This is a genomic window from Bacteroidales bacterium (assembly GCA_031275285.1).
GTDB lineage: Bacteria > Bacteroidota > Bacteroidia > Bacteroidales > UBA4181 > JAIRLS01.
The window spans coordinates 1-22,809 of the sequence record JAISOY010000019.1 but is presented as its reverse complement, the minus strand read 5'-3'; the positions used below and the strand labels follow the sequence as shown (position 1 = coordinate 22,809).

Sequence of the window (22,809 nt, the reverse complement as noted above, 5' to 3'; positions counted from 1 at the left end):
ATAGAAAACGGCAATTTAGCCTATTCATATCTCTTGCGTATATTACACCTAATTGCCTATGGGAGTCTCTTCACGGAGTTACATTCCTCTCCCTTTCTTTTGTGTGGGCGGGGTGAGCTTGATATGCGGTCTAACCGCTTGCCGGAGTTTGGAGAATTGTTCTTTGAACCAGTCGATGATGTTCTGACCGTTTAGGTTAAGGCGGAGTTTGTATGTATCGCCCGGTTCCTTGAATAGTTTCAGTTTGGCGTCCTGTATGCTGAAATCCCTGTCGTGTTCCGGCGAGTGGAGTTTGCCTGTTATGGCTACGTCTTTGCCCTCGAAAAGCTGTTTAGTAGTGTCTGTCGTCAGTCCGATGCCTTTGCAGTATTTCGCCACTCGCAGATGCTCTTTAAAATGCGGGAATATATCGAGCAGTAAATTCAAATCGTCCTGAGCCTTATACGGTTCGTAATCTTGCCTTAGTTGCTCTATGCGGGTTTCGGTAGCGGTTATCTCTTTCTCCTTGTTGCGTACATACTTGTCCATATCGAGGAATTTCTCCCGCGCCTCATCCCTATGGTCGTACATATTCCGCACTTTATTGTAAACATCTTGTTTTTCTTCTTCCAGATACCCGATGCTCTCCCGCAAATCCTCGTTCTTCTCATACAAGTCCCGATAATATTGCGGTGTGGTAATGTGCCGGGCGTCCGAGCCTTTGATTCCACGCAGTAAGCCGTATTTGTTCATCTTTGCGGCATAGGTGTCTTGGATTCGTTCCAGATTCTCGCGGGTCATTACGTCGTCGGCGCAAAGCCGGACGGTATTGGGGGATTTCTTGCGATAAGCCTTCTTACCGTCCTTCGGTTTATACGGCGTTGGCTCATCAGATTTCTTCTTGGCTTTTCTTCTCTCTCCGGTAACTATCGGCACGACGGTAGCGTGGATGTGGGGTGTTTTCTCATCCATATGCAAAACAGCAGAAACAAGATTATCCTTGCCGAACGTATCTTGTAACCATTCGATATTATCGTTGCACCACTCGTCAAGTTTACCGTCGGCCTGTATGCGCTGTATATCCTCCGGCGTCCCCGACAACATTATCTGCAAAGCCCGCACTTGGTTATGGCTAATCTTGCGCTTAATTCCGGCGTTCACGATGCGGTGCTGTATCGCTTGGGTACGGGTTTCCACTCCGTCCGGAAAATCAACGAACTCTTTATTCAAGTGAGTGCGTTCCGGATCGGCATTGGCCGGACTAACCGCACGCTCGATGTGGGCGGTTGTTCCGCTGTCATTGCCTTTCGGCTTTTGTATATGTAAGACTGCAAAGCCCATTTTGAGGTGAATTTTAAGATGGATAATTTGCCGACCTCTGGGGGTGTCCAGAGGGGCGAAGCCCCTTGGCTTATTGGGGCATTTTTAGCTTCGACTTGTCGATGCGTTAAGAAAATGCCCTAATAAGCTATGGCTTTTTTGAAAAGCCCTTTGGTAGGCGCGGTTAAACTGTCAGCCGCCGTTGTTTTCTCTTTCATCGGGGCATTAATTGAGTACGCCGGATCGGGTCTGCGGAATGAGAATGGGTATCTCGATTGATGGAGCCGGAGTGGGCGTTGTCATGGCGGAAACCTGTGTCAGTTCCTGCGGTGTCGGCGCGGCCTTTTGTTTGTCGGTCGATGCGGCGAACTTCCCATTAACTACCGTCATATCCCGCATAATGCTCTTGTCGAGAACACGGGCGTAATGGCGGGTCATTTTCGTATCGGAATGGCCGAGCATTTTTGCCACGTTCTCAATAGATACGCCGTTAGCGAGGGCTACCGAGGTTGCAAACGAGTGACGCCCGGTGTGGCTCGAAATTTCCTTATTGATGCCGCATATCGCCGCCAGTTCTTTAAGGTATGCGTTATACTTCTGGTTGCATAGCATCGGGAGCAGTACACCCTTTTCGATGCAGGTCGGATGGTTCTTGTAGCGGTTGAGGATTTCTCTGGCAGGGTCCAGCAACGGGATATTACACATATTACCTGTCTTCTGCCGTTTCTTCCTTATCCACAACGCGCCGTTGTTATCCTTTACTATATGTTCCTGCTTTAAGCCCTTAATGTCCGAGAATGCCAATCCAGTGAAAATCGAAAAGACAAAAACATCCCGCACTTGCGCTAACCGCGCAATCTCAATAGGCTTATCTATCATAGCCTTGATTTCGTGGTCTTCAAGAAAATCACGGTCGACTTCTTCAAGTTTAAATTTGATATTGGCAAACGGATTCTTTGTGATATAGCCGTTAGCTATAGCTATACGGACGATCTTACCAAAGTTTTTAAGGTATTTGACCGCCGAATTATGGCTGCACTTGCGTTCGGTACGCAACCAGAACTCATAATCAGTGATGAATTTATGGTCTATGTCGGCAACGGGTATATCCTCTTTGCCATATGTGTCTTCAATGAAGTTTGCCGTGTGCTTGTAAGAGGTTTCATAACGTTCGACCGTGCCGGGAGCCATGCCGTTGCCGGACAGCTTGAGACACTTCTCATTATGTTCTCTGAACAGGTCTAACAGCATAATGACGGGCTTATCGCCCCTGCCGAGGTATTTGTCAATTACCTTTTGAGCCGTGATAGACTCACCGTCCAATTCCATTTGACGGTGGAGTTGCATCACCCGCATACGGATAGTGTCTATCCGGGCGTTCAACTCGTAGTCCTGACGGGTGCTGCCTACCGACTTACCCGCGACCGCATTCCATGATTTGGGATTAACTTTAAGATTTACGGATGTTTCGGTTCGCAGACCGTTTACCGTAACGCGAAGCATAATAGGTACTTCGCCATTTTTTGCGATCCGTGTTTTCTTAACGTAAAACAGGATTTTGAATGTTACTCGTTCCATACGTTTTTAATGTTTTTAGATGATACAAACGTATGAAATGCAGGCGAGAACCGCGCTATGTAAAATGGCGCAAAACACTACATAATAACCATTTAGAGTTAATTCGGTGACATTTTTCAGCCAAATGGATGTGTCACCGATTTTGTCCGTTTAAGGTACTCTAAAACGCTCTTTTTTGCATGTCGCCCGAAAAGAAAAAACACCGTAATCGTCTGATTTACGGTGTTTTGTTTGATTCTGCCATTCGGCTTGGCGGAGAGTGAGGGATTCGAACCCCCGGTACCTTGCGGTACAACAGTTTTCAAGACTGCCGGTTTAAACCGCTCACCCAACTCTCCTTTTGCGGCTGCAAAGGTACATGTTTTTTTGAAACAAAAAAATAACCGGAAAATTTATTGGCATGCCTGGAGAAAAACAGGAAAAATGTTGATAAACAAACGTATTCGGGTGCAGGTATGCGGGTTCCTGTTTTTTCAATACAAAATCGTACATTATCCCGGGAAAAATCTTAATTTTGTGGCGCTTAAAAATAAATGCATAGGTTCATTAAAATATTTAATCAATAGTTCAGAAAGACATGAGCAGATATCCTGTAATGACTGCTGAGGAAGCAGCGAATTTTATCAACAACGATGACAATGTAGGATTCAGCGGATTTACCGCAGCGGGTTGCCCTAAAGCCGTTCCGGCAGCGTTGGCAAAACGTGCAGAGGCGGAACACCAAAAAGGAAACCCTTTCAAAATAGGAATGTTTACGGGCGCCTCCACGGGAGACAGCCTGGACGGTAACCTGGCACGTGCTCATGCCATCAAATTCCGGACGCCCTACCAGTCCAACAAAGATTTAAGGAATGCCATCAACACGGGCGACGCTCCGTATTATGACCTGCATCTCTCCCATCTGGCGCAGATGCTGCGTTATGGTTTCCTGGGAAAGGTAAATGTGGCCATTATTGAAGCCGCTGATATTACGGATAACGGAGAAATCGTTCCCACGACAGGGATCGGGATCGCTCCTACCCTTTGCATGCTGTCCGATAAGATCATTGTAGAGCTGAACCATAAGCACCCGAAAGAGATCCGCGGCATGCACGACGTATATGTGACCGCACCGCCGCCGAATCGTGAGGCCATTCCCATTTTCCATCCTGATGACCGTATCGGCACTCCGTATATTAAAGTGGATCCTGCCAAGGTAGTAGCCGTAGTCGAGACCAACCTTGAAAATGAAGGTGGTGAATTTGCCCCGCTGGACGAAACAACTGCCAGAATCGGAGCCAATGTAGCCAACTTCCTGGTGGGAGAAATGAAAGCAGGACGTATTCCCCAGTCTTTCCTTCCGGTACAGTCCGGGGTAGGCAATATTGCCAATGCCGTTCTGGGCGCGATGGGTGAAAATGCCTCCATCCCGGTTTTCAAAATTTATACCGAAGTCATACAGGACGCCGTGATCACTTTAATGAAATCAGGCAGGGTACGGTTCGCCAGCGGTTGTTCATTGACTGTCAGCAATCCTACCATGGATGAAATATACAAAGACCTTGATTTCTTCAAGGATAAGGTATTATTACGTCCGCAGGAAATTTCCAACAATCCGGAAATCATCCGCAGGCTGGGACTGATCACGATCAACACCGCTCTGGAAGCAGATATTTTCGGTAATATCAATTCTACCCATGTGGTAGGCACCAAGATGATGAACGGTATTGGTGGTTCCGGCGATTTTACCCGTAACGCCTATTTGTCTATTTTCACCACTCCGTCCGTTGCCAAGGGAACGAACATCAGTGCCATTGTGCCGATGGTATCGCATCTGGATCATAACGAACACTCCGTATCCATCCTGATCACCGAACAGGGAGTAGCCGACCTCAGGGGCAAATCACCGATACAAAGGGCCCAGGCCATCATTGAAAATTGTGTACATCCCGATTACCGGCAATTGCTCAGCGATTACCTGAAACTGGGAAAAGGACATACGCCTCATAACCTGTATGCCTGCTTTGCATTCCATCATGCATTCAACGAAACAGGTGACATGCACAATGTAGACTGGTCAAAATATGTTAAATAACGCCTGTCATTAAAATAACAGAAAGATAATCAAAGTCAATCGCGGATATTTTTCCGGGGTTGACTTTATTTTTTTATATTTGGTCGTTTTTTGGCGCACATTATTAGTGTGGACCATATCGCAGTTTCTATTATGTCTGTAAAGTACCGTCAAATACTCGAAGGCCTCAAAAATCTGGGGAAAAGGATCAAAAAAAGGGTCAGCAGCGAATTCCTGACTTACCTGGTGTTTTTTGTGATTGCGGTAGTCATATGGTATCTCAATGCCCTCAACAAGGATTACACTACAGACCTGAAATTTAAAGTTAAATATGTCAATCTCCCTACGGATAAAGTTCTGGTGGAAGCGCCAGGCAACCATCTGTCACTGACTGTCTCTGCCCAGGGTTTCACACTTTTGAAGTACCGGCTCGGGTTTACCTTTTATCCGGTAAACGTAGATGCCGGCTATTCATCGCTCCGGAAAAGCAGAAGTGCCCGTGACAGCGAATACTATATCCTATCCCAGACCATTTCTGATAAAATCTCTACCCAATTAAGCTCGGATATCCGTTTGCAGCGGATCAGTCCGGATACCCTGAAATTCCTGTTCAGTGAAATGGTACAAAAAGAGATTCCCGTAAAAGTACAGTCCCGGCTGCAATTCGAGAAGGAATTCCTTCCGGTAGGCGATATACGGATCACTCCCTCCCGGATCACAGTTTCCGGACCGAGGACCATTGTCGATACCATCCAGTATGTGCACACCAAAAACAAAACATTCAAACGGTTAAAAGATACATTACAGGTGCAACTTGCCCTGCAACCGGTAGAACAATTAAGTTACTCAGTGAATGAGGTGAGTGTGGTATTGCCCATTGAGAGACACACAGAAGCCTCTGTTTCCGTACCTATCGAAGCCATCAACCTGCCTCAGGGACTGACCCTGAAAACTTTCCCCGGAACGGTGACGGTCAATTGCCTGGTACCGATCAGTAGCTTTGAGAAGATACAGCCGCATATGTTTCGTGCTGTAGTGGATTATGACGCGATCAAGGATGCCAAGGACGGAATGGCCAAGGCAAAGGTCAGCATCGCTAAATCGCCCTCCTATGTGTCGGATATACGGTTTAATCCGAAGAATGTCGATTTTATTATTGAAAAATAGATGCTGACGGTAGGTGTAACAGGCGGAATAGGTAGCGGAAAGACAACGGTTTGTGAAATTTTCGAACTGTTGGGAGTTCCTGTCTATTATGCAGATATCAGGGCAAAAGAACTGATGAATTTCGACCCGGAGCTGAGGGAAGGCCTGAAAACATTGTTTGGACAGGAGATATACGAGAATGAACTACTGAATAGAAAAAAACTGGCGGAAATCATCTTTAATGACAAATCCATGCTTGAAAAAGTAAACGGGTTGGTACATCCCGCTGTAGGCAGGGATTTCATCCGCTGGCGTGCGGCCCAGACCAGTCCGTACATCATTGAAGAGGCAGCCATCCTGTTTGAAAGCAATGCGGCATCAAGATTTGATAAAATCGTCCTGGTGACAGCACCGGAGCAACTACGTATCGAAAGAGTCAGGCAACGGGATGTCGTTGATGCGGAAGCAGTCCGTGCACGTATGAAAAATCAATGGCCCGAGGAGAAAAAAATAAAATTGGCCGACTTTGTGATCAATAATGATGATAAGAGTATGCTACTTCCACAGGTCATGCACATCCATCAACAACTAACGGATCTGGCAAAAGTATCCTGACTGGATAAATTCTATTCGTATTTTACGAATAAACTACCTGTTCATTTTTCTATTACTATATCATATTTATCCAGAAGTCCGGAAAGACCGGAAATCGAAAATTTTGCTTTTCTGATCCTGTTCATTTCAGGGTCGATGGAATAATGGTCGGAAGTACGGAAGTCCGCCTTTTCAAGTATCGTATGATCAAAAACAGCATTACCCAGATTACATTGATCAAACTCTGCTTCCGTTAAGTCACAACCTGCAAAATCTGCTTCTTCCAGCTGCGAATTGCTGAAAACGGTTTTCTTTATTTTTAATTGATAAAAGGAGGAGTGATTGAGTTGGCAACCATCAAATGAAAATGATAACCCAAAACTATTACAGGCTTCGAAACGAATGCCTAACATTTTGCAACCTTTGAACTTTATATCCTGTAAAACCGTATCATCCAGCTTCACCAGGCTCAGGTTACATGCATTAAATTCGCAATCCAGAAATTTAAATCCGGAAAAATCCTGACCTGAAAAGTTACAGTTCTTGAACAGGCAACTTTCATATTCGCCTTTTCCCAAGGCATTTTGAGTAAAATCTATCTGGTCGAATGTCTCGTCCTGTATGTACCTGTCCTGCATTTCATCCTAATATATCAGATTACTGATCAGCCCTATTCCTAATATACAGTTGTACAAGTGTCCGGATAGACAGAAATCCTATTTCATCGATATTGATCTTATCCGGGGCAAGGAATACATATCCGGCCGCATCGTCACCTGCACGAAGCGTGGAAAAATCCGAAACCTTACATTCAAATCCCAGGTCGAGCGTGAAATATACAATTCCACCATACAGGTAACGATTGTTAGAACTCCCTATATATTGCATCGAATCAACCTTTAGGTTCAGTTCTTCATATACTTCCCTCCGGGCAGCACTCTCAGCCGTTTCTTCCGGATCAACAAATCCTCCCGGAAGGTCCAGCATCCCTTTGGACGGATCGTACTTACGCCGGGTAAACAATATTTCCCCCTGCGGATTGACGATAATACACGCTACCGCACCTGCTGCATTGATGTACAGTTTTTTCCCACAAACACCACATTGCAGGTAATGTCCATCACCGGGCCGAAAAGCATCTGCACCACAAAAAGGGCAAAAATGAAGCACCTTCGAAGGAAAATATTCATTCATGAATGTATTCTTATTTTCAATCAAAGGTACGAAAACATTCCGAAACGGTATCCTTTTAGACAGCTTATTGTTTTTACGGAAAAAAACCGTAGATTTGTGAAACAATAATTTTAGGGTAGGCATCACTGTGGTATTAGGAAGTGCACGATTATCAATAGCCCGGAAGGTTCTTCGCAGGAAGGCTTCAAAGTTGAAACGGCAAAAAATGCTGTTCGATTTCGCATCGGCAAAATATGTCGGTATTGTCTGTGCTTCCGCAGATGAAACAAGCATCAAATATTTAAAAGAATTTATGCATTTCCTGGCACAGAAAGGAATCAAGTATTTCGTCCTGGGCTACTTCGACGGAAAAAAAATTCCCGATAATTTCCTTTTCTGGAAAGAAATGGAATTTATCACCCAGAACGACCTGAATTTATTGATGATCCCCAAGGGAGAAACCGTAGACAAGTTCATCCGGGAACCTTTTGATATGTTGATCAATTGCAGCATCAACTCATATTTTCCGGTAGAATATATTTCCCGGTTATCTGTAGCCAAATGCAAAGTAGGGGTTTTGCGGGATGAAGATCAGGAATATGATCTGATGATCGACATCAAAAAACATAATACGATTGATTATTTTCTCGAAAATGTCAAATTGTACCTGTCGGATCTGAGAAATCCGGGATGATTTATTTATCAAATTGATTTAAAGCAATTTTTATGCTGTTTCAAGGTACGGGCGTAGCCATCGTTACACCATTCAAAAAAGACGAAACAATAGATTTTGAGGCACTAAGCCGTATTGTGAATCATTGTATCGATGAAAAAGTAGATTATATAGTAATAATGGGAACTACCGGGGAATCGGTAACCCTCTCACGTGAGGAGACCGATAAGGTAGTACGTTATGTAGTAGAACTGGCTGCAGATGAAATACCGGTGGTCATTGGTATCGGGGGAAACGATACCGCAAAAGTGGTCAAAAAGATCAAACGCACTGATTTTAACGGAATATCCGGTATGTTATCGGTAGCTCCTTATTACAATAAACCGACACAATCAGGGATCATCGCTCATTATAAAACTATTGCCGCCGAAAGTCCGGTACCTGTGATATTGTATAATATTCCCGGACGGACAGGCATCAATATGACAGCCGAAACAACGCTCACACTGGCGCATGAAGTAGACAACATTGTCGCCATGAAAGAAGCTTCGGGATCGCTTTCACAAATGTCGGAAATTATTAAAGGGAGACCCGCTGATTTTGCCGTGATCTCAGGAGATGACGCATTTGCCCTCCCCCTGATTGCCCTGGGAGGAGACGGCATTATTTCAGTAGCTGCCAATGCTTTTCCAAAGCAAATTGCTGCCCTTACCCGCGAAGCATTGTCCGGAAATTTTTCAGAAGCCCGGGCCATTCATTACCAGATGTTGGAACTGTTCAATGCCTTATTTACAGATGGCAATCCTGCCGGAATCAAAGCCGCACTCCATATTTTAGGAATGGCAGAGAATATCCTACGCCTGCCACTGGTCCCCGTATCACAAAAGACTTACGAAAAACTCTCCTCCCTGATCCGGGAAATAGGAGCTTGATCACATATTCCGGGGTCTCTTCCCCATAACATTTTTATTAGTTGTCTGTTTATTGACAGCCATACCGGGATTCAGTAAAATATCCCGGGAATTTTTTAATTCAGGGATTCTAAGAAATATAAAATTACCATGACAGATATCACCCAGAAAATCTGGCAATATTTTGAAGAAATATGCCGGATACCACGTACTTCGAAGAATGAAGAAAAGATCTGCGACTACCTCAAACAATTCGCAGAAAAAGAACATCTGGCATACAAACAGGATGCGGCAGGAAATGTCCTGATCCTTAAACCGGCTGTTAAAGACAAAGAAAACCTGAAAACCGTTATCCTGCAGAGCCATGTAGATATGGTGGGTGAAAAGAACAGCGATGTGCAGCATGATTTCCTTACCGAACCGATCAATGCATATATTGACGGAGACTGGATGAAAGCACGCGGAACCACACTCGGTGCCGATGACGGTATAGGAATGGCCGCCGCTGTGGCCATTCTTGCAGATCCCACGATAGAACACGGTCCTCTGGAAGCTCTTTTCACAGTGGATGAAGAAACCGGGCTCACCGGTGCGAAAGCTTTGGAGGAAAATTTCATGACCGGTGAAATATTGATCAATCTTGATTCTGAAGACGAAGGAGAACTTTTTATCGGTTGCGCCGGTGGAATAGACACAACGGCGGTCTTCCGGTATACAACTACAAAAATTCCCGCAAATGCGAGGGCCTTCCAACTAAGTATTACCGGGCTCACCGGCGGGCATTCAGGTGACGATATCGATAAAGGGAGGGGCAATGCCATAAAAATACTCAATCAAATCCTGTTGAAATCCGTCGAATTATTTGGGATCTCATTGGCCCGGTTTGAAGGCGGTAATTTGCGGAATGCTATTCCAAGAGAAGCTTCGGCCATAGTGATTATTGATCCGGTTCATTATAACAAATTTGAACAACATGCTTTATCCATCGCAGGTCAATGGAAAGAATCCTTAATAACGACATCGCCCGGTTTTCATTTTTCCATCGATCCTTATGAGAAAGCCGATACCATAATAGACATAAACACACTGTCAGGATTACTGAATGCCATTGAAGCCTGTCCATCGGGGGTAATCAGGATGAGTGAGACGATGCCCGGACTGGTCAGTACTTCAACCAACCTGGCATCCGTGAAATTCACCGGAACCAATACGATCACGATTGCCACCAGCCAACGTAGTGATGATGAAAAAGCAAAGAAAGAGATTGCCCGGCATATCCACGATATTTTTGAAATAGCCGGAGCCACGGTCACCCATTCCGATGGCTATCCGGGATGGACCCCCAATCCACAGTCTCCTATCCTGGAAATTACCAAAACCGTTTATTCCGACCTGTTTTCTAAGCAACCGATAGTTCGTGCCATACATGCCGGATTGGAGTGCGGTTTATTCCTTGAAAAATATCCCACGCTGGATATGATCTCATTCGGCCCGACCATTAAAGGAGCACACTCACCCAGTGAACAACTCAATATTCCCACTGTGAAACAGTTCGCAGATCTATTACTTGGTGTATTGGGAAAAATACCGGAGAAAAATTATCCGGCATGAGCGCTCAAAACAATAAACATCTAAATAACTACACCTATAATTCGGAAGGCAACAATGAGATTAAAATGGTCTTCCCGGATTCGGATAGTGTTCTCTTTTCATGGATAATTTTCCCCGTAACATTCCTACTCCTTTCATCAAACATAGAATGATGATACATCCCTTTGCCCCTTAGCCTGTAATGTTGTAAGGTAGTCACCGACAAAGATGCTATATCATTGGGTGACAAACAGATTTTCTTTGACCACCGTTTATTGATTGCCGTATCCAATACTACATATCCTGAAGAATCTTTATAAGAAATTGTGAGCCTATAAGGTTGCACAGTATTTGAGAGCACTTCATAGGTTACGCAAAAAGGCTCTTCATTTTTTGAAGAGCAGGAAACAAGAAGAACCATTACAAACAAAACCAGTTTGTTAACAGATGAGATTAAATTAAAGCATTTCATTTTGAATTAGTTTATGTGTTTGCGTCCCAGGCAAACGGTTAATAATATTGAAAATGAAAGAAGCGTGGGATAAAACTATATTCGTACCAGAGGTACTGGCATACCTTAACCACAAATAAGTTAATCCCACGCTAAACCCCTGCTTCCAACCTATCTAATGGCAGACAACATTCTATATATGGCTTCATGTGCGTGAATATCAACATATTATTCCCGTGGTTAATTTTTGAAAAGTGCCAGTTCTCCGATTACAAGAATAAAGCTGAACGCTACTTTTTGTACCTAGATTTTTTTATTCCATTGACGATTCGTTTTAAATGTTCATATATAAATCTCTTTTTTGCTTAAATATTTTGAAAAGAAAAGGGTGGTTTTATGGTATAATAGATTTTACTTATCCTATAAGTAGGCAGTTATATTTAATTATTCTCTTCAGACTATATACCCTGACTTTATCAATTATATGATTCTACCCCGATCAATTCACCTTACCCATTACAATTTACTGATAAATGGTGCAGTTCTACAAAAATTTCGGTTAAAGATAGGAAATTTGTATATTTACCCATATATTTTATATTTTTTTAATATTTTTATTTCAAAAAATAGCGATAAACAGAAAATCCAGATTTACCAAGCCATGGAAAAAAATCATTTTGAAACAAAATTACTTCATGTCCCATATAGGAAAACGGATGCATATCATGCGTTAGCTATGCCGGTATACCATACGGCAGCTTATGAGTTTGATACTGCAGAGGCCATGGAAGCTGCATTTTGCGGATACTCATCCGACCCTACCTATTCCAGGATTACCAATCCGACCGTACAACATTTTGAAGACCGGATCTGCTCGATCACCGGTGCTTTAAGCGTAACTGCGCTTAATTCAGGTATGGCGGCCATTAATCATGTGATCATGTCACTTGCATATGCCGGTTCCAACATAGTGACTTCGCCACATTTATTTGGGAATACTTATTCATTGATGAAAAATATCTGGACAAATTTCGGGATAGAAATCCGTTTCTGTAATCTTCTGGATCCGGATGAAGTACGTTCCTGTATTGACGAACGGACATGTGCGATTTTTGTGGAAATAATCACTAATCCGCAAATGGAAGTTGCTGATCTGAAAATATTGTCATCGATCGGACAGGAAAAGAATATCCCTTTGGTCGCAGATACGACGGTAGTCCCGTTTTGTGCTTTCAACGCCCGTGAATTTGGTATCAATATTGAAGTGGTATCTACGACAAAATATATTTCAGGAGGAGCCACCAGCATCGGCGGTCTGGTATTGGATCATGGTACATTTGACTGGAGTACTTCCAGGGTACTGAAGGTTTGGAATGCAAAATCCGGAAAAAAAGCCTTTACAGAACGCATGCAAAAAGAAATGGTACGCAATGTAGGATCTTATATGACCCCACAGGTAGCATATATGCAGATGTTGGGTCTGGAAACGTTACAATTGCGTTTTAAACAACAAGCTGCGACCTGCCTTGAACTGGCCCGGCACCTACAATCACTGGACGGTATTATATCCGTTAATTATCCGGGATTGGAAAACAATCCTTTTTTTGCCCTCAGCAACGTGCAATTCGGAAAATATCCCGGGGCCATGCTTACCTTCGATCTTCCCTCCCGCGAAGCCTGCTTTTCTTTTATCAATCGTTTACGCCTGGTCAGACGGGCAACCAACCTTTTCGATAACAAAACATTGATCATTCATCCGGCAAGTACCATTTATGGGACATTTAACGAAGAGCAACGGAAGGAAATGGGCATCAGGCAACAGACACTCCGCCTTTCTGTCGGACTGGAATCCGCAGAGGATTTATTCCAGGATCTACAGCAAGCACTTCCTCATCAAAATGCCTGATATCAAATCGACCGGGACAAGGCGATTATTCCGTGTAACTTGAATTATCCCAGCAATGTGTACATAACTGTTCCTTAGGAAGGCCAATGGCATCAATCAGGTCATCCAACCGTTGGAATTGCAGCGAATCCAATTGCAGATGCTGGCACATCACTTTTACCATGGCTTTATATTTTTCAGAATCCGGATCGGTATAAGGTTGTAAAATCTCTTCCGTCAGATCCGATGTTCCCTCCAGATCACGTATCACCCTACGTGCGAAAAGGTCAAAAGTGGACCGGGACGTTGAAAAGTTCAGAAAGCAACAGGGATATATCAAGGGAGGACAAGCGATACGGATATGTACTTCTTCGACTCCGCATTCCCTCAACTTAACAACATTATCCTTCAGTTGTGTACCCCTGACAATAGAATCATCCAGAAACACAATTTTGGATTTTTGTGTTAATGCTTCGTTAGGCAACAATTTCATCTTTGCCACCAGGTCGCGCATTGTCTGGTTTTGCGGCATAAAGCTACGGGGCCAGGTGGGGGTATATTTTACAAACGGCCGTTTGTAGTGAATCCTTTTGGCATTGGAATAACCAATTGCATGTGCTACACCCGAATCAGGAATTCCTGCAGCAAAATCCACATCAAAGTTATCCCTCCGGGCAATCGCTCCGCCACAACGGTACCGCACATCTTCCACATTTATTCCTTCATAATAAGCGGAAGGATATCCATAATATACCCAGAGAAAAGAACATATCTGTTTTCGGCTACCAGGTTCAATGATAGTGGTAACCCCGTCTTTGGAAATCCGCACAGCCTCTCCCGGACCGATATCCCTGACATATGAATAGCCTAAATTAGTGAATGATGAGCTTTCAGAGGCCAATACATACCCGAAATCATCTTTACCGATAATAACAGGTGTCCTGCCAAACCGGTCCCGTGCAGCATAAATACAGTTATCCGTAAGGATCAGGAAAGAACATGATCCTTTAACTGTTTTATAGACATTTTCAATTCCTTCTTTAAAAGTTTCCCCTTTATTGATCAGGATACAGATGACCTCTGTAGGATTGATCTCGGAACCGGAAAGTTCTGCAAAATGTATCTTTTCATCCAGTAACTGATCTGATATTTCCTGTAGATTATCGATGCGGCCGACAGTAACAACGGAATAACGTCCCAGATGCGAAGTAATGGTTATCGGCTGGGACTCCATGTCGCTGATGATACCGATACCCAGATTCGATCCGATAAACTGATCCAGTTCAGGTTCAAACTTATTTCTGAAGTAGGCACTTTCTATACTGTGTATGACCCGTATAAAGCTTTCCCCATTATAAAAGGCCATCCCCGCTTTTTTTGTACCCAAATGGGAATGATAATCCGTGCCATAAAAGACATCGCACACACACTCTTTCCGGGACACACAACCAAAAAATCCACTCATAAGAAATATAAATCAATTAAAATTATGCGCAAATTTATATTTTTTTGAAGGTTTTCGGGAACGATATCATGCTTATTCGTCTTAAACCTATCTAAATATCTTACAATTTCTTAAAAACAAACCGGTTAGTCTGAATGAATTTTCTGAAAAATATTCTGAAACCCCAACGGACAACCTCAATATTTCATCGGAACAAGCCTGTTATTTTTATAAATAGGAACCATATCCGTCAGGTCATATGTAAGGCAATATGGTATGATATCATCGGAATGTATCTTACGTAAACGCTCATTCTGAGCTGCTTTTTTGATGTAGTCCGGTAAATCGTTTTTTGCCAGAGACCAAAGATCCATCGCAGCCAGCGTACTATCACAAGCAGTATCAAATTTTCCGGAATCAATCAGTTTTTGAGCAACAGCACCGGCAAATAAAGCATCCTCCAGATTAAAGCAACCTTTTCTTCCGGAGCAAAGAAGAAATACATCCTTTTCACCTGCTTCAAGCCAGCGACAAAGAGCGCTGATATTGATATACGAACCGACCACAGCACTATGGCATTGTGCTGCCAGTCGAATGGTATGGGTGCCGTTAGTGGTACTATAGGCAACCGTTTTCCCCTCCACTAATTCGCGGGTAAAGTATTTGGGTGAATTTCCTATATCAGCAAACTCCAGCTTGATACCATCCTGTTCGGCCGCAATAATGTATTTTCCGATGTATTTTTTCAATTCTTCATCTGTACTGGTAGGGATGACTTCTTTGACTCCATTCATGAAAGCCGTACAGATGGAAGTGCTTGCCCTGAAGATATCAATAGCTACAGCATTCTTTCCTGAATAAGGATAAAAGAAAAACTGAGAGGAAGAAAAACAAACAGTAATTCGATGCATTTGAATATAAAAGGAGTTATCCAAAAAGCTATTTTCAGAGTGGAACGGCGGAGCCCTCACGCAAGTAATTACAAATTCCACTCAACGCTACCCACTTATTTTACGAATATAGCGTTCGGCTTAATTTGTAATTAAGCTGTTGTTTTGGACTTTTTGGACAACCTCTATTTTTTATTATTATTTTACAAACGGTGGCTTTACCACTCTGGCTTTTAACAATTTTCCCCTGATGGACAAATAGATTTCAGTCCCCGGGGCAGCATACTCTATGGCCACATATCCCATCCCGATACCCATTTTGAGACAGGGAGACATAGTTCCGGAAGTCACTTTTCCAATCTTCTTCCCGTCTACATCGGTGATTTCATAATCATGACGCGGAATTCCTTTATCAATCATCTCCAGACCAATCAACTTGCGGGAAACTCCCTCTGTCTTTTGTTTTAAAAGAAGGTCTTTATCGATAAAATTTTTGTAGTCTGTGAATTTGGTAATCCAGCCCAATCCTGCTTCAATCGGGGAAGTTGTATCATCAATATCGTTTCCGTAGAGACAGAATCCCTTCTCCAAACGTAGGGTATCACGCGCAGCCAGTCCCACAGGAATAATCCCTTCCTCTTTTCCGGCTTCAAACAATGCATTCCATATTTTTATTCCGACTTCATTGTAGAAGTATAGTTCAAATCCACCGGATCCGGTATATCCGGTAGCCGATATGATGACATTTTTTACTCCTGCAAATTCAGCTGTTATAAAAGAATAATAAGGAATACTTTTCAGGTCAACAGTTGTCAGCTTCTGCATCACATCTATTGCTTTAGGTCCCTGAACAGCCAGTTGGGACATTTTATCAGATGCGTTCTCCAATTCGGCGCCCATACTGTTGTTGGCCTGTATCCATTCCCAATCTTTCTCCGTATTAGCGGCATTCACCACCAACAGATACTTTTGCTCTTCATAATAATATACCAGGATATCGTCGACAATCCCCCCATTACCATTGGGCATACAGGTGTACTGGGCCTTACCTGGTGTCAGGACCGACGCATCATTGGTGGTAATCTTTTGTATCAGATCCAGGGCATTAGGCCCTTTGACCCAGATCTCACCCATGTGTGACACATCAAAAACACCTACTCCGTTACGCACGGTAAGGTGTTCATGATTGATCCCCGAATATTCTATAGGCATATTGTACCCGGCAAAGGGCATCATCTTGGCGCCAAGTTTCTGGTGAACAGATTCAAAAACAGTACTTTTCATGTTATTTTAATTTAAAGTTCCGAATTCAAAATTTAAGATTACAGACCACAATTTTACATTAAATCTGGAACCCGAAATTTTGAACCCCGAAACCCAAAGGGTTCACCGAAGTTAATTGTGAATCTTGAATTTCTAAATTGATCAGAATAAAAAAACGTTTGCAACTGAATATTGTATCCATGTTACAAACGTTTTCAAATATTTTGTTTATGCCATCCGCACTTTGTCACCGACATATTTGCCGGCTGCTAATTTTTCTTTTACTTCCGAAAAGGCATTCAACGTATAGTTAACATCTTCGATCGTATGCTCTGCTGTAGGTATCAGGCGGAACATGATCACATCCTTGGGTACCACAGGGTAAACCACTACTGAACAGAAAATATTGTAATTTTCACGCAGGTCGAGGATCACATTAGTGGCTTCGGGAACCTGTCCTTTCATATATACAGGAGTTACCGGAGAATTGGTTTTTCCGATATCAAAACCTCTTTCTTTCAATCCTGATTGCAGTGCCCTGACAACGGTCCATAATTGTTCGCGCAATTCGGGACGTGTACGAAGCAGCTCCAATCGTTTGATTGCGCCTTCTACCAAAGCCATAGGTAATGATTTGGCAAAAATCTGCGAACGCATATTGTAACGCAGGTAATTGATGACTATCTGAGGACCGGCTATGAATCCTCCGATCTCTGCCATAGCTTTGGCAAATGTGCCGAAGTACAGGTCAACTCCATCCATTACACCCAATGCTTCAGATGCTCCGGCGCCGGTTTTACCCATGGTACCAAACCCATGTGCATCATCTACCAACATACGGAATTCATATTTATCTTTCAGCCTGACAATTTCATCCAGTTTACCCATGTCACCCGACATACCGAATACGCCTTCGGTGACCAGCAGGATACCTCCGCCGGTTTCTTTGGTCAGCTTGGTAGCATGTTGTAACTGCTTGTCGAGGCTTTCCATATCATTGTGTGCATATACAAAACGCTTGCCCATATGCAGACGTAAACCATCCATGATACAAGCATGGCATTCCGAGTCATATACAATTACATCATGACGGTTTACCAGATTATCAATAATGGAGATCATCCCCTGATAACCGTAATTCAGCAGATAAGCATCTTCTTTCTTTTCGAATTCGGCCAGTTGCTGTTCCAGTTTCTCATGCAGACTGGTTTGTCCCGACATCATACGGGCACCCATCGGATATCCGAAACCCCAACGTTTCCCTGCTTCGGCATCTACTTCGCGAACTTCGGGATGATTGGCCAACCCAATATAGTTATTCAAACTCCAAACAAGTACTTCCTTTCCCCTGAATGTCATATGTGCACCTATATCTCCTTCGAGTTTCGGGAACATAAAATATCCGTGTGCATCCTTACGATATTGTCCTAAGGGGCCTTCGCTCTTTTGTATTTTGTCAAAAATATCCACAATAATAATTTTTAAAATGATGATCAACAAAAGTACGTTTTTTTACAATGTTGCCAAAAGATTTTTGTCATTATCACACTAGCGGGTAATAACACCCAGTTCTCCTATAGTGACATTTCGTCCGGAGTCTGTTAGTTCAATGACTTCCAGTTTGATAAACCGCCCTTTTACCGGATCGTCAAACCGCACGAACTGCTGTACCGGATTATTTTTTATATTATCGAAAGAAGCATTATTTTTCACTTTAGTCCATTTTTTTCCGTCTGGGCTTATATAAAAACTGTACCGGTAAATATTTCCGGAGGATCCATCTACAGGAGTATATGAAAATCCTTTCAGCAGTAATTCTTCTCCCAGGTCGATTGTGATCTCCTTTTGCTGCCCGGCGGGTATAGATGCAAATGAAGCCGGATTCCCGTCAACCGCTCTCTCGATGCCCGGTATTGCCGGAGAAACCACTTTCCATTTCATCGGAGTAAGGTCATACTCTACCTTTACTGTCTCACTACTTTGAGCGTGATCGTTGATAAAAGCCCTGGCGGAAACAATTCCTCCCTCAACTAAAGGGAATGAAGAAGTATAGCGCTCAGAAGAAGGAGTAGGCTCGCTACCGTCAACCGTATAATAAACTACCGGATCAGAGGACTCACAGCCAATACTGACTTCTCCCTTTTTATTGCGGGTAATGACCGGCATTTCCAGTATTTCAACCGCTTTATATACTCCAATTTCATTCAGGACAGGTGATGCCAGTGATTCTTCAATATTGACCCGTATTTTTTTCGTAGTGATCATGGGGAAACGAAGAATCCGCTTGTAACCAATGGTAGTTTGCCGGTCCAATTGTTTCCATTTTCCTTCGTCCCAGTATTCCACACTGAAAGATTTTACCCGTTGTCCCAGCGGGATATACTCCTGTAACACCAAACGATTGAACGATTCTTCGTTTTTCAGGTCGATTTCAACAGATACCGACAATTGTCCGTCATCTGTAGTCCAATAAGTGTCATAATTGCCGTCGAAAAGATTTTTTTCAGCATATTTCCGGGCATTTCCACGAACATGACCGGCTTTTCCTTTGGCACCCTTTGCCAGGTTTACCGCATAAGACTCATCAATCACTTTCCGGAACTCCATCAGGCGCGCCGAATCATTGGGATGGATCAAGCCCCGCTTGTCCGGTGGAACATTCAATAATAAATTACTGTTACGGCCGACAGAAGTATGATAAATATCCACCAGTTTACTAACGGATTTCACCCTATTATCGGTGGTTGGACTGTAGAACCAACCCGGGCGAATAGATACGTCTGTTTCAGCCGGAATCCACTTTTCCCCATTCATATTCCCCTCACTGAGCGACTCTCTCGGAGGTGCCCCCTTACCCGGACCAAATCCTTTAATATTGAGCGTTGACCAGTTGGTTTCTCCGGCAACGCCACGCTCGTTACCCATCCAGCGGCATCCGGGACCTACATCACTAAATATGATGGCATGCGGTTGAAGGTCATATACTGTTTTATGAAACAGGTCCCAGTCATACTCCTGTAATTTTCCGTTAGGCCCTTCACCGCAGGCGCCGTCGAACCACTGTTCAAAAACATGTCCGTAATTTCCCAGTACTTCCTTTAATGTATTAGAAAATATCTGGTTGTATTCCGGAGTTCCATAACTGGGGTGGTTCTGATCCCATGGAGAAAGGTAAACACCGAATTTTAGACCATATTCCTTACAGGCTTCGGATAATTCTTTCAAAAGATCGCCTTTTCCTTCTTTCCATGCACTCTCACGGACAGTATGTGTACTGTATTGGCTCGGCCATAGGCAAAATCCGTCATGATGTTTGGCGGTAATGATGATCGCCTTCATTCCGGCAGCTTTTGCTGTAGCTGCCCACTGGCGACAATCCAGATGGGTGGGATTGAATACCTTCGGATCTTCTTTCCCATGTCCCCATTCCACATTGGTGAAAGTATTCGGACCGAAATGGATAAACATATAATATTCCATTTTCTGCCATTCCAATTGCCACTGGTTGGGCAATTGTCCATACGGAGCGGGTGGGTCGGGTGTTTTTCCACATGAAGCCAAAAATAAAAGCAAACCCAAGGTCCCGATGATATTTCTTTTTAAATTCATATCATTATTATTAAATTAAGTAATATCAATAAATTAATGTCATATTAAATAAACGTAATCAACATTGATCAATGCTACTTAAGAAAACAATAAATAGCACTGAGTGCTTAATTTCATAAAAATAAGCGTAACCCACAGTATACAAAAATAGAACTTATTTCGTAAAAGACAGGTGTCGTAACAAAAAAGCCTGTTAATCAAATTAACAGGCTTTCATAATACGTTAAACGGTAGGTAAACTATTAGTCCTGATGCTTCAGGTTGTCTACCACCTGCAATGCAAGGTATTTATCCCCATATTCCTTCATATTATCCATTTCCAGACGGAATTGATCCATATGTCCTTCTTCCTGAACAATCAGGTCCTGAAACATTTTATGGGTAGCCGCATCACCCAGATCAGCGGTTTCTTTTGACCATGCATTATACGTTTCAATCGTTTCCACTTCAAGTTGACGTGCATAATTAAGCATATCTTCAACTTTGTCGAAATTTTTTACTGCTTTCGCCAACACCATCTTCACTTCACCTTCAAGAAAAAGAACACGTTCTGCAAGTTGCTCGACATGGCGCATTTCCTCAATAGCGGTTTTTTTGAAATACATTGCCAGTGGCCTGTATCCCCTGTCTTCACAAACGAAGTGAAATAACATATATTGTAACGATGCGGTATTTTCTTCCGCAATGGCTTTGTTTAGCAGTTCAATGCTGCGTGCGTATTTAGGTTCCATAATCAATATTGTTTTAAAGCCACTAATGTAGTACATTTTTTTATCTTTATCCATGATCACCGACTTTTTTTATTTTTCCTGTTTATCCGAAAACAAAACTCCTTATTTTATTCTCCGGACTTTTTGCCGTAATTATCAAATGTTTTTCGAATAACCATAATCAATAAAGATTACTTATATATTTGCATTTAAGTAATATAAAACAATTAATGTTATGCTTTCCGAACGTAATTCACTTGATCCATGCGACATAAGAAAACAATAAATAGCACAGATTGCTTAAAAGTTATTCGGAACCAACCAAATCAGGACGAAATCCAATGGTGAAAAATATCCGCATGTTGAGTCAGCAACTGGCTCAACCCTTATTCGATCATCCCAGGGAGCTGGTCTCATGGATGGGAGCCATTCAGGCCCAGGATTGTATTATGTCAAAATGGGCGGTAGGCATCCGGCTAAAATCCGGTTCACTGTCGCAAGTTGAGAAAGCACTCGAATCGGGCGAAATTATACGGACTCATGTATTACGTCCGACCTGGCATATGGTAGTAGCCGAAGATGTCCGTTGGATGCTGCAATTAACAGGAAAACGGATCAAATCAGCCTGTCTCTCCTGGGGAAAAAATTTCGGGATCGATGAACCAATCTATTCCAAAAGCTATAAGCAGTTGGAAAAAATACTAAAAAACAACAGACACCTGACCAGGCTGGAAATAGGTGAAGAACTTTCTTCTTCAGGGACCATCGCCGACAAATCACAGTTGAACTGCGTTTTATCCCTTGCGGAAACTGACGGATTGATCTGCAACGGTATCGAAAAGAATAAAAAGCATACTTATGCACTGATGGATGAACGCGTCCCTCCTGCAAAAAAACTATATAAAGATGAAGCCCTTGCCATGTTGGCCCAAAAATATTTCAGAAGTCATTCTCCCGCATCATTACAGGATTTTACCTGGTGGTCGGGCCTGACGATTACCGAAGCAAAACATGCCATAAAGCTTATTGAAACGGAACTGGTCACAGATCGATTCGATTCTGAAAATTTTTACCTGCATGAAAGTTATACACAGGCAAATGAAGTGGATGGGGCACTACACCTGTTACCTCCCTATGATGAGTTTCTGATCAGCTATAAAGAAAGGGTTCATGTCCTGGAAAAAAAACACTATCCGAAAGCATTCACCTCATACGGTATTTTTTATCCTGTGATACTGCAAAACGGAAAGATCATCGGAAACTGGAAAAAAACAACAAAGAAAAACCTGATATCCATAGAGACTTCTTTTTTCGATAAACAATCAAAAACCGGACGGAAACATATAAAACCGGCCGAAGAACGGTATAAATCATTCATCACCGGCAACCGGTTAAAATCATCCTGATCCCGGAAATGTGCCGAGTATTACCTATAAGAAACAATTGATGCAAAAAATGAAATATAATCTGGAGGACAAGCCCGCCTTATTTCCAATGTTGTTATACGGATTACAATGGTGGATCGTAACAGCTCCATCCA

Annotated in this window: 19 protein-coding genes and 1 tRNA gene; 8 read left to right on the top strand and 12 right to left on the bottom strand. The window is 42.9% G+C overall.

Annotated features, from left to right (window positions below):
* Positions 1–78 precede the first annotated feature (78 nt).
* The 3 genes from LBQ60_01965 to LBQ60_01955 all read right to left on the bottom strand — a co-directional run bounded on the left by LBQ60_01965 (position 79) and on the right by LBQ60_01955 (position 3,215).
* Positions 79–1,320 carry a plasmid recombination protein gene (locus tag LBQ60_01965; GenBank protein ID MDR2036670.1) on the bottom strand — a complete coding sequence of 414 codons (1,242 nt, stop codon included), beginning with the start codon at positions 1,318–1,320 and terminating at the stop codon, positions 79–81.
* 204 nt (positions 1,321–1,524) lie between these two features.
* Positions 1,525–2,877 carry a site-specific integrase gene (locus LBQ60_01960; GenBank protein ID MDR2036669.1) on the bottom strand — a complete coding sequence of 451 codons (1,353 nt, stop codon included), beginning with the start codon at positions 2,875–2,877 and terminating at the stop codon, positions 1,525–1,527.
* 250 nt (positions 2,878–3,127) lie between these two features.
* A tRNA-Ser gene (locus LBQ60_01955) sits at positions 3,128–3,215 on the bottom strand.
* A gap of 239 nt (positions 3,216–3,454) precedes the next feature.
* Here LBQ60_01955 and LBQ60_01950 point away from each other — a divergent pair.
* From LBQ60_01950 to coaE, 3 genes are all read left to right on the top strand, one after another.
* On the top strand, positions 3,455–4,951 hold the full coding sequence (locus tag LBQ60_01950; protein MDR2036668.1) for an acetyl-CoA hydrolase/transferase family protein: 1,497 nt from the start codon (positions 3,455–3,457) through the stop codon (positions 4,949–4,951).
* A gap of 90 nt (positions 4,952–5,041) precedes the next feature.
* Positions 5,042–6,097, top strand: a complete 1,056-nt coding sequence (locus LBQ60_01945) for a hypothetical protein (GenBank protein MDR2036667.1) — start codon at positions 5,042–5,044, stop codon at positions 6,095–6,097.
* The gene (gene coaE, locus LBQ60_01940) at positions 6,098–6,691 is read left to right on the top strand and encodes a dephospho-CoA kinase (protein ID MDR2036666.1); all 594 of its coding nucleotides are present in this window, start codon (positions 6,098–6,100) and stop codon (positions 6,689–6,691) included.
* A 41-nt stretch (positions 6,692–6,732) separates the two neighbouring features.
* On the opposite strand, the gene LBQ60_01935 is transcribed toward coaE, so the two are convergent.
* Positions 6,733–7,308 (bottom strand): pentapeptide repeat-containing protein, encoded by a 576-nt coding sequence (locus LBQ60_01935; GenBank protein ID MDR2036665.1) that lies wholly within the window; start codon positions 7,306–7,308, stop codon positions 6,733–6,735.
* A gap of 19 nt (positions 7,309–7,327) precedes the next feature.
* Entirely contained in the window at positions 7,328–7,864 is a 537-nt protein-coding gene (locus LBQ60_01930; GenBank protein MDR2036664.1) for an NUDIX domain-containing protein, read from the bottom strand.
* A gap of 205 nt (positions 7,865–8,069) precedes the next feature.
* On the opposite strand from LBQ60_01930, the gene LBQ60_01925 reads away from it, so the two are divergent.
* The 3 genes from LBQ60_01925 (at position 8,070) to LBQ60_01915 (ending at position 11,038) form a co-directional block, all read left to right on the top strand.
* Positions 8,070–8,537: a hypothetical protein gene (locus LBQ60_01925; protein ID MDR2036663.1), complete on the top strand. Its 468-nt coding sequence runs from the start codon at positions 8,070–8,072 to the stop codon at positions 8,535–8,537.
* 32 nt (positions 8,538–8,569) lie between these two features.
* Positions 8,570–9,448 (top strand): 4-hydroxy-tetrahydrodipicolinate synthase, encoded by an 879-nt coding sequence (gene dapA, locus LBQ60_01920; GenBank protein MDR2036662.1) that lies wholly within the window; start codon positions 8,570–8,572, stop codon positions 9,446–9,448.
* Positions 9,449–9,577: 129 nt separating this feature from the next.
* A complete protein-coding gene (locus LBQ60_01915; protein ID MDR2036661.1) occupies positions 9,578–11,038 on the top strand; it encodes an aminoacyl-histidine dipeptidase in 1,461 nt (486 codons plus the stop codon).
* A 34-nt stretch (positions 11,039–11,072) separates the two neighbouring features.
* On the opposite strand, the gene LBQ60_01910 is transcribed toward LBQ60_01915, so the two are convergent.
* The gene (locus tag LBQ60_01910; protein ID MDR2036660.1) at positions 11,073–11,489 is read right to left on the bottom strand and encodes a hypothetical protein; all 417 of its coding nucleotides are present in this window, start codon (positions 11,487–11,489) and stop codon (positions 11,073–11,075) included.
* Between the two features lie 640 nt (positions 11,490–12,129).
* On the opposite strand from LBQ60_01910, the gene LBQ60_01905 reads away from it, so the two are divergent.
* Positions 12,130–13,374 (top strand): aminotransferase class I/II-fold pyridoxal phosphate-dependent enzyme, encoded by a 1,245-nt coding sequence (locus LBQ60_01905; protein ID MDR2036659.1) that lies wholly within the window; start codon positions 12,130–12,132, stop codon positions 13,372–13,374.
* A gap of 25 nt (positions 13,375–13,399) precedes the next feature.
* Here LBQ60_01905 and LBQ60_01900 read toward each other — a convergent pair whose 3' ends face one another.
* The 6 genes from LBQ60_01900 to LBQ60_01875 form a co-directional block, all read right to left on the bottom strand.
* Positions 13,400–14,818 (bottom strand): amidophosphoribosyltransferase, encoded by a 1,419-nt coding sequence (locus LBQ60_01900; GenBank protein MDR2036658.1) that lies wholly within the window; start codon positions 14,816–14,818, stop codon positions 13,400–13,402.
* Between the two features lie 176 nt (positions 14,819–14,994).
* Entirely contained in the window at positions 14,995–15,708 is a 714-nt protein-coding gene (locus tag LBQ60_01895) for a 2-phosphosulfolactate phosphatase (protein ID MDR2036657.1), read from the bottom strand.
* 177 nt (positions 15,709–15,885) lie between these two features.
* The gene (gene gcvT, locus LBQ60_01890; protein MDR2036656.1) at positions 15,886–16,971 is read right to left on the bottom strand and encodes a glycine cleavage system aminomethyltransferase GcvT; all 1,086 of its coding nucleotides are present in this window, start codon (positions 16,969–16,971) and stop codon (positions 15,886–15,888) included.
* Positions 16,972–17,178: 207 nt separating this feature from the next.
* The gene (locus LBQ60_01885; protein ID MDR2036655.1) at positions 17,179–18,423 is read right to left on the bottom strand and encodes an aminotransferase class I/II-fold pyridoxal phosphate-dependent enzyme; all 1,245 of its coding nucleotides are present in this window, start codon (positions 18,421–18,423) and stop codon (positions 17,179–17,181) included.
* A 75-nt stretch (positions 18,424–18,498) separates the two neighbouring features.
* A complete protein-coding gene (locus tag LBQ60_01880) occupies positions 18,499–20,559 on the bottom strand; it encodes an alpha-L-fucosidase (protein ID MDR2036654.1) in 2,061 nt (686 codons plus the stop codon).
* A 242-nt stretch (positions 20,560–20,801) separates the two neighbouring features.
* Positions 20,802–21,290: a bacterioferritin gene (locus LBQ60_01875; GenBank protein MDR2036653.1), complete on the bottom strand. Its 489-nt coding sequence runs from the start codon at positions 21,288–21,290 to the stop codon at positions 20,802–20,804.
* A 320-nt stretch (positions 21,291–21,610) separates the two neighbouring features.
* On the opposite strand from LBQ60_01875, the gene LBQ60_01870 reads away from it, so the two are divergent.
* The gene (locus LBQ60_01870; protein ID MDR2036652.1) at positions 21,611–22,675 is read left to right on the top strand and encodes a winged helix DNA-binding domain-containing protein; all 1,065 of its coding nucleotides are present in this window, start codon (positions 21,611–21,613) and stop codon (positions 22,673–22,675) included.
* Positions 22,676–22,809: the final 134 nt, after the last annotated feature.